Source organism: Bacillus sp. 05T31, assembly GCF_056396725.1.
Map to the genome: position 1 here is coordinate 1 of NZ_JBFTMA010000137.1, position 8,249 is coordinate 8,249.

Annotated in this window: 7 protein-coding genes and 1 pseudogene; all 8 read right to left on the bottom strand. The window is 36.6% G+C overall.

The genetic code is table 11. The features are described 5' to 3' along the window. Positions 1-828, bottom strand: an 828-nt coding sequence (locus AC1DJR_RS11160) for an AMP-binding protein (RefSeq protein WP_477002623.1), incomplete at its 3' end; no start/stop codon positions are given. 48 nt (positions 829-876) lie between these two features. Beyond that, positions 877-2,418, bottom strand: a complete 1,542-nt coding sequence (locus AC1DJR_RS11165; RefSeq protein WP_107888194.1) for an acyl-CoA carboxylase subunit beta — start codon at positions 2,416-2,418, stop codon at positions 877-879. Between the two features lie 2 nt (positions 2,419-2,420). Then, positions 2,421-3,209: an enoyl-CoA hydratase gene (locus tag AC1DJR_RS11170; protein WP_002017012.1), complete on the bottom strand. Its 789-nt coding sequence runs from the start codon at positions 3,207-3,209 to the stop codon at positions 2,421-2,423. 4 nt (positions 3,210-3,213) lie between these two features. Then, positions 3,214-4,124: pseudogene (mvaB, locus tag AC1DJR_RS11175) on the bottom strand (hydroxymethylglutaryl-CoA lyase). A gap of 21 nt (positions 4,125-4,145) precedes the next feature. After that, positions 4,146-4,361, bottom strand: a complete 216-nt coding sequence (locus AC1DJR_RS11180; RefSeq protein WP_001985297.1) for an acetyl-CoA carboxylase biotin carboxyl carrier protein subunit — start codon at positions 4,359-4,361, stop codon at positions 4,146-4,148. Between the two features lie 26 nt (positions 4,362-4,387). Beyond that, entirely contained in the window at positions 4,388-5,725 is a 1,338-nt protein-coding gene (locus tag AC1DJR_RS11185) for an acetyl-CoA carboxylase biotin carboxylase subunit (protein WP_477002624.1), read from the bottom strand. A 15-nt stretch (positions 5,726-5,740) separates the two neighbouring features. Next, positions 5,741-6,886 (bottom strand): acyl-CoA dehydrogenase, encoded by a 1,146-nt coding sequence (locus tag AC1DJR_RS11190; protein WP_002032227.1) that lies wholly within the window; start codon positions 6,884-6,886, stop codon positions 5,741-5,743. Between the two features lie 216 nt (positions 6,887-7,102). Continuing rightward, a complete protein-coding gene (locus tag AC1DJR_RS11195) occupies positions 7,103-8,071 on the bottom strand; it encodes a YbgA family protein (protein WP_477002625.1) in 969 nt (322 codons plus the stop codon). Positions 8,072-8,249: the final 178 nt, after the last annotated feature.

Here is an 8,249-nt window from a genome sequence, read left to right on the forward strand (position 1 = left end):
CCCCTTCGGCTTACCAGTCGTTCCAGATGTATATATAAGCATTAATGGATCATCACTGTTCATTTCTTCAGCATGTATAAATGGTTTTTCTTTTTCTAACGTACTCCATGAAAAATCATAATTATGCGGTGTAAAATCATTTCCTGCATGACGAACAATTACCACCTTTTCAACAGTTGGACAATGTTCACAAGCTTTATCTACTTCATCTTTTAATGAAACAATTTTCCCACGGCGTGAAAAGCCATCTGCGGTAATAACCATTTTTGAACCAGCTGCTTGTACACGTGTCATTACTGCATCAGCAGCAAAACCTGAGAATATTGGTGAAATAATCGCTCCAATTTTCATTACCGCTAACATAGCAACAACTGTTTCAGGAATCATTGGCATGTAAATTGTTACACGATCACCTTTTTCAATACCAGCATGTTTCAAACCGTTGGCAACACGGCTTACCCAGCTGTCAAGCTCTTCATATGTAAATGATTTCGAAGTTCCGTTTTCCCCTTCATACATAAGTGCTGCTTGTGTTTTCGTTTTATCGTCTGCAAGCCAGCGAGATAAAGCAGATTCTACAACGTTACAAGTTCCCTCAGTATACCACTGTGCAAACGGTGTACCATTTTCTAAATCTAACACTTCTGTATATGGTTTCATCCACTGATAGCCAACTGCTCTCTCAGCTTCTCCCCAAAACCAAGCTGTTTCTTCAATTGACTTATTATAAAAAGCTTCGTAATCTTCATAGCCTAATGATTTCATCCAACCAAATAAACGCGTTTTTTCTTTATATTCTTCTGTTGGAAACCAAACTGCTTGTTTCATGTTTTCCCCTCCTTGATTTTTTGAGCAAGAAAGCCCTAAATAGGGCTTTTAAACTGGATATACAGGATGTTTACGATCCGTGAATACTTGATATTTACTCATATACATTTCGAATCGTCCTTTTAACTCTTCACGTAAATTGTTTGGATGAACAATACCATCAATCACCATCTCAGATGCTAAACGGTAAATATCAATATCTTTCTTATACTCTTCTCGTTTTTCAGCAATAAAGCTTGCACGCTCTTCTTCTGGTAAAGCTGCAATCTTATTTGCATATACAGCATTGACCGCTGCTTCTGGACCCATTACTGCAATAGAAGCTGTTGGTAACGCTAAGCAGCAATCTGGTTCAAACGCTGGACCTGCCATTGCATATAAGCCAGCTCCATATGCTTTTCGAACGACGATAGAAATTTTCGGTACAGTTGCTTCACTCATTGCAGAGATCATTTTTGCACCRTGACGAATAATTCCGGCACGTTCTACTTTTGTACCAATCATAAATCCAGGTACATCTGCAAGGAATAATAATGGGATATGGTATGCATCGCATAAATTTATAAACTTCGCTGCTTTATCAGCTGAATCGTGGAATAAAACGCCGCCCTTCATACGCGGCTGATTTGCAATAATGCCAATTGGCTTACCATCAATACGCGCTAAACCTGTAATTAGTTCTTGAGCAAATAATTTTTTCACTTCAAAAAAAGAACCTTCATCAATAATTCTGTTAATGAGATCTTTCATATTGAAAGGAGCATTTTGATTTTCTGGAATGATTTCTTCTAACGTTTTATCGAACTGTTTCGGTTCTTGAGGTGTAATCAAAGGAGTCTTTTCTAAATAGTTACTTGGAAAATAAGAAATATATTGTCTCGCTTGCGTAATTGCATCTTCTTCTGTTTTACATAAAACATCTCCGCATCCTGATACTGAGCAATGCATACGTGCTCCGCCCATTTCTTCCAAAGTTACCTTCTCACCGATAACCATTTCAGCCATACGCGGAGACCCTAAATACATAGAAGCATTTCCTTCAACCATCATAACAACGTCACAAAATGCTGGAATATATGCACCACCAGCTGCTGAAGGTCCAAATAATAAACAAATTTGTGGCACTTTTCCAGATAATTTCACTTGGTTATAAAAAATTCTTCCCGCACCGCGGCGTCCAGGGAACATTTCAACTTGATCTGTAATACGTGCCCCAGCGGAGTCAACTAAATAAAATAACGGCACACGTAATTTCTCAGCCGTTTCTTGAATACGTAAAATCTTTTCAACTGTACGTGCTCCCCATGATCCAGCCTTAACAGTTGAATCATTTGCCATTACGCACGCAGTACGACCATGTATTTTACCAGTTGCAGTTACAACGCCGTCAGCTGGTAACCCGGTTTGTTCACAATTTGCAAATAATGCATCTTCCACATATTCACCATTATCGAATAAAAGAGCTAAACGATCTCGAACAAAAAGTTTTCCTTTTGCTTTGTTTTGTTCATGATATTTCGTTGCCCCGCCTTGCTTAATTGTTTCAACTCGTTCTTCAAATGAATTAGATTGTTGTTTTTGATCTAACATATTTACTCCCCCTTATACATTGGTTTGCGTTTTTCCTTGAATGCCTGTAAYCCTTCTAATCTATCTTTCGTATGGATTACGCCCTCATACGCCTGTTTTTCCATTTGTAATCCGGTATGTAAATCTACTTGAATACCATTTGAAATTGCTTCTTTTGCTAATCGAACAGCAATTGGACCATTTTTAGCAATTCGATCTGCAATTTCAATTGCTTTCTCTTCTAGTAAATCAGCTGGTACTACGAATTCTACTAAACCATATTCTTTCGCTTCTTGCGCCGAAATACGTCTTCCTGTATAAATTAATTCTTTCGCTCTACCGACTCCAATTAATCTCGGTAAACGCTGAGTACCACCTGCTCCAGGTATAATTGCAAGAGAGGTTTCAGTAAGACCTAGACTTGCAGTGTCAGAAGCAATTCTAAAATCACAAGCTAAGCTTAATTCAGTACCTCCACCAAGTGCGATTCCATTAATAGCAGCAATAACTGGTTGTGGTAATTGTTCCACCATCTCCATAGTAGAACGAATCATACCAACAGCATGGCGAACTTGTTCTTCACTCATGTTGGCACGCTCTTTTAGATCAGCACCAGCGCAAAATGCTTTTTCGCCATCCCCTGTTAAAATAACAACGCGCGTATTTGATTCTTCGTTTATTTGAGTTAATATAGTTTGTAATTCTTCTAATAATGCCAAAGATAATGAGTTTGCTTGTCTTTCACGATTTAACGAAATCTTTACAACGTGCGGTGTAACATAGTCAACTGAAATGTTTTGTAATTGTAGCATCTTCTCACCTACTTATCGTTTTATGTTGAAGCGCTCTATACACATGACTCGGTAATTGGATATTTAACTTACTTTGAATAAACTGACTAGCTCTCAATAACTTTTCTTCATCAATATTAGTTTGGACTCCCAGCTTATGGAGCATATGCACTAAGTCATCAGTAGCAACATTACCCGATGCTCCTGGTGCATAAGGACATCCTCCGAGTCCACCACAAGAACTATCAAACGTTGTAATACCATATTCTAAAGACTTAACTACATTCGCCAGAGCCATTCCATACGTATTATGAAAATGCATTGCAAACTGCGAAGCATCATACTTCTTTAATAGATGTTCTAATACTTGTTCTACTTGTAATGGATTCGCTACACCAATCGTGTCACCGAGAGAAACTTCATAAATGCCGTATGAAAATAGTTGATTACATATTTCGTCAACTGCTGTGGCACTTATATCGCCTTCATAAGGACATCCAAATACAGTAGAAACATAGCCCCTTACCTTTTCCCTTCGAACATTGCCTGTTTTGTTATATCTTCAATTACAGCTAATGCTTCTTTAATAGATTTATTAATATTACTTTTATTGTGAGATTCACTTGCTGATAAAAAAACATTCACCTCATCTACATTTTGCAAAAAAGCTCGTTCCAAACCATTTTGATTYGGAACAAGCGCTGCATATGTAACATTTGGATCCCTTTTTAGCTCAGAAAATACATCACTTGCATCTGCTAATGCAGGAACCCATTTAGGGTGAACGAATGAGGAAACTTCAACGTACGACAATCCCGCTTCTGTAAGTAGTTGAATCCATTTTACTTTATCTTTTGTGCCAACAATCTTTTTTTCATTCTGTAAGCCATCACGTGGCCCGACTTCTTTAATGACAGCAAAATTAGGTAGTTTCAATTCGCTTCCCCCTATATCTCCCTATTCAATTTCTAGTAATACATCTCCTTCATTTACAAAATCGCCTTCTTGTACGTTAATTTTCATAACAGTTCCGGCTTCTTCTGAAACGATTGGAATTTCCATTTTCATAGATTCCAAAATGACGACATCCTGCTCTTCCTCTACTGTATCTCCTACTCCTACAACAATTTTCCAAACATTTCCTGCCATCGATGCATATACTTTCGTCATCATTTTTTCCCCCTTAATATTCATAACTCTTATTTTTTAACAAGTTGTTTCGTTACAAAACCTGTTGTATAAATACCACTTTTGAACACATCGTCTCCGAGTACTTGCAGTAACATTGGTGTGTTTGTTTTAATACCTTCTACTTTTAACTCTTCTAGAGCAATTTTTAATTTTGAAATCGCTTCTTCACGAGTTTCACCATGTGCGATTACTTTCGCAATCATTGGATCATAGAAAGGTGTAATCGTTACTTGATTCTCCAAAAAGTGATCAATACGTATATTTGTYGGTAACGTTAAATCTGTAATTTTCCCAGGTGATGGGAAGAATGTTTTCGGATCTTCTGCATAAATACGAGCCTCAATGGCATGACCACTACGTTTTACATCATCCTGTGTAAATGATAGCTTCTCACCATATGCGATAAGTAATTGTTGTTCAACTAAGTCTAACCCAGTAATTTCTTCTGTAACTGGATGTTCTACTTGTAATCTCGTATTCATTTCTAAGAAATAAAAGTTCTTTTGATCATTTACAAGAAACTCAACTGTACCTGCATTTGTATAACCAAGTGCTTTAGCAGCTTGTACAGCAACTTCTCCCATAGCCTTTCGTGTACCCTCATCTAAAAATGGTGAAGGTGCTTCTTCAATTACTTTTTGATTTCGGCGCTGCACTGAACATTCGCGTTCCCATAAATACACTGTATTACCATGTGTATCTGCTAAAAGCTGAATTTCAATATGATGTGCATCTGCTATATAGCGCTCTAAATACATTTCTCCGTTACCAAAGAAATTTTGCGCTCTTGTTTTATTACTTTCAAATGCTTTGGTGAGCGTTTGCTCAGTTTCCATCAACTGCATTCCAATGCCTCCGCCGCCCGCGGATGCCTTAAGCATTAATGGATAACCAATTTGTTTCGCAATTTCAATTGCTTCTTCAGCAGTTTCAATATTTGTAGTAATGCCTGGAACTACTGGCACATCTGCTTCTTGCATCGCTATACGTGACTCAATTTTACTTCCCATCTTAGTAATGATTTCTTCTGAAGGACCGATAAATACGATTCCTTCTTCTTTACAGCGAATCGGAAAAGATGGATTCTCTGATAATAATCCGTACCCCGGATGGATTGCTTCAGCATTTGTCTTCTTAGCTATTTCAATAATTTTTTCAAGGTTTAAATAGCTTTCTTGGACACGTGGACCGCCTACTAAGTAAGCTTCATTTGCCAATTTTACATGAAGGGCATTTTCATCAGCCTCAGAATAAATAGCAACGGTACGAATGCCAAGTTTTTGACAAGTTTTCATAATGCGAACTGCGATTTCCCCGCGATTAGCAATTAATATTTTTTGAAACATAGTGACCCCTCCTTTTTATCTACATCCTAAATGTCTTGCAATTACGAGACGTTGAATTTCAGAAGTTCCTTCACCAATTTCTAAAAGTTTTGCATCACGAATATATCGTTCAACTTCATATTCRCGCATATAGCCATATCCACCATGAATTTGTACTGCATGATTTGCTATACGACTTGCAGCTTCAGATGCAAACAACTTTGCCATAGCCGCTTCTTTACCGAAAGGTTTATCGTTATCTTTTAACCAAGCTGCTTTATGTACTAAATTACGCGCTAATTCTACTTCAGTCGCCATATCAGCCAATTTAAATTGAATCGCTTGGAAATTAGAAATCGGTTTTCCAAATTGTTGACGTTCTTTCGCATATTGCAATGCACGCTCAAATGCAGATTGTGCAATACCTACTGCTAATGCTGCAATTGAAATACGTCCTCCATCAAGCGTATATAAGAATTGTTTAAATCCTTTATTTACATCACCAAGAATATTTTCTTTCGGTACACGTACACCATCAAGTACGATTTCACAAGTATTAGAAGCACGAACACCCATCTTATCGTAAGGGCTTGAAATCGTTAATCCTTCACTAGTAGTCGGTACGATAAATGCAGAAATACGTTTTTTACCATTGTCTTCAAAACCGTTGATAGCGGTTACAATAATTGTATTTGCATACTCTGCGTTTGTAATCCAGCACTTTTCACCACTAATAACATATTCATCGCCATCTAAAATTGCTTTCGTTTGTGTGCCCCCTGCATCAGATCCAGCATTTGGCTCCGTTAATCCGAAAGCACCTAACGTTTTACCTGATGCCATTGGAACTAAAAATTTCTGTTTTTGTTCTTCTGTACCGAAATAATAAATTGGAGAAGCACCTAATGAAATTGTTGCAGCATAGCTTAAACCTGTTCCACCACAAGCACGACCAATCTCTTCAACAGCTAACGCGTACGATAACGTATCGCCACCTGAACCTCCATACTCTTCCGGGAATGGGATACCTAATAATCCTAGTTCRCCCATTTTTTGAAATGTTTCATATGGAAATTCCGCAGTTTTGTCATAATATACAGCTTTCGGTGCGATTTCCTTTTCAGCAAAATCACGTACCATTTCTTTAATCATTTGTTTTTCGCGAGTTAGAGTAAATTCCATTCCGCTACACACCCCTTATCGAATATTGAGTTTCGACAGCGTGCGAGTTTCTACTACAAACATTACTTCTTAAAAGACACGAATATTAGTTAGACAATTGCTATAATTCTGTCATAACTTAATTTTAAAACAGATTCTGTACTAATGCACAAAAAAATTCCTACATTGTTCTACAACAACATAGGAGGTTTCGTGTCGAATTATGTAATTTATTGTTTAATAATCTCTACCTTTTCCCGAATCAGAAATTTCTACTAACCCTTCAGGGTATGGCTCAAAATATGTTTGTCTTAATAAATACTTTTCATCAAATCGAATGGCCCATGATTTTAAAATTGTAAGCAAACTACTAAGTGGTATTTTCTTTTCTGCATATTTTTGTATCAGTTCTAGAAAATGATCTTTTTCTTGTTTTTTTAGCTTTGTTTTAAAATATCCGAAAATGTGCTCACATACATTTACATTCGATGTATAGCGAGGCGCGCGCATAAATAATTCATATAAAGTCTTCTCATAGTTATCAAATACGACTTCAATTGTTTCATTTTTTTGATTTGCAATAATACGCCCTAATTCTTTTTGTTTCACCTGATTATATGCCATAAATAAATACTTATAATCTGATTGAAACGCTACGAGTTCTTTTATGTTTTTAGTGTGTTTAATCATTTTGTAATGCGCGATTGTAAACAATCTTGTAAAGAAATGCTCTCTAATAATAAAATTCGACAATCTACCTTCTTCTTCAATTGGAAGATGCGAAAAATTTTTTATTACTGCTCCGCCAAATAATCCAGTTCCTTTTCCTTTTACTGGCCCTTTTTCAAAACTAGAATAGATTTTCACATCACGAGTTCCGCAACTTGGCGAACGATTCTTCAAAATAAAACCGTCAACTTCAGGTAATGTTTGTAAAAATGCATTTGAAAATTCATTCATTTTTTCAGTTACATCTTCTCGTATTGACGGTTGTACAAGCCTATTCGCACCATTTTTTTCTACAATACGTATCGTTTCACGAGGAGTCCCTAAACCAATTTCTACTTCAGGACATACAGGTATAAATGTAACAAATGGCTGCAAGTTTCGAATTGTTACATCTGGTATCATCTCTCCATTATAACGACAGGCATCAAATTCTAAACATTTACTTACAACAATTGTYGGTTTWGCAAATTGYCGCATTTCATTACCTCCATGGTATCAATCCATACAATCTAAATTGTACTGATATTAGTATCTTAAGCAAAGTCTGTTTATATTGATTATTTTTATAATAACTATAAATTTAATGCTATATCAACTGCAATTCAAATCTATTTCGTATATGTATTAACAAGTTCTTGTACAAACTTGTTAACAC

Bases quoted from the DNA above. Each gene is read 5' to 3' on its own strand.
- AC1DJR_RS11180 (WP_001985297.1), bottom strand. From the start codon at position 4,361: ATGATGACGAAAGTATATGCATCGATGGCAGGAAATGTTTGGAAAATT.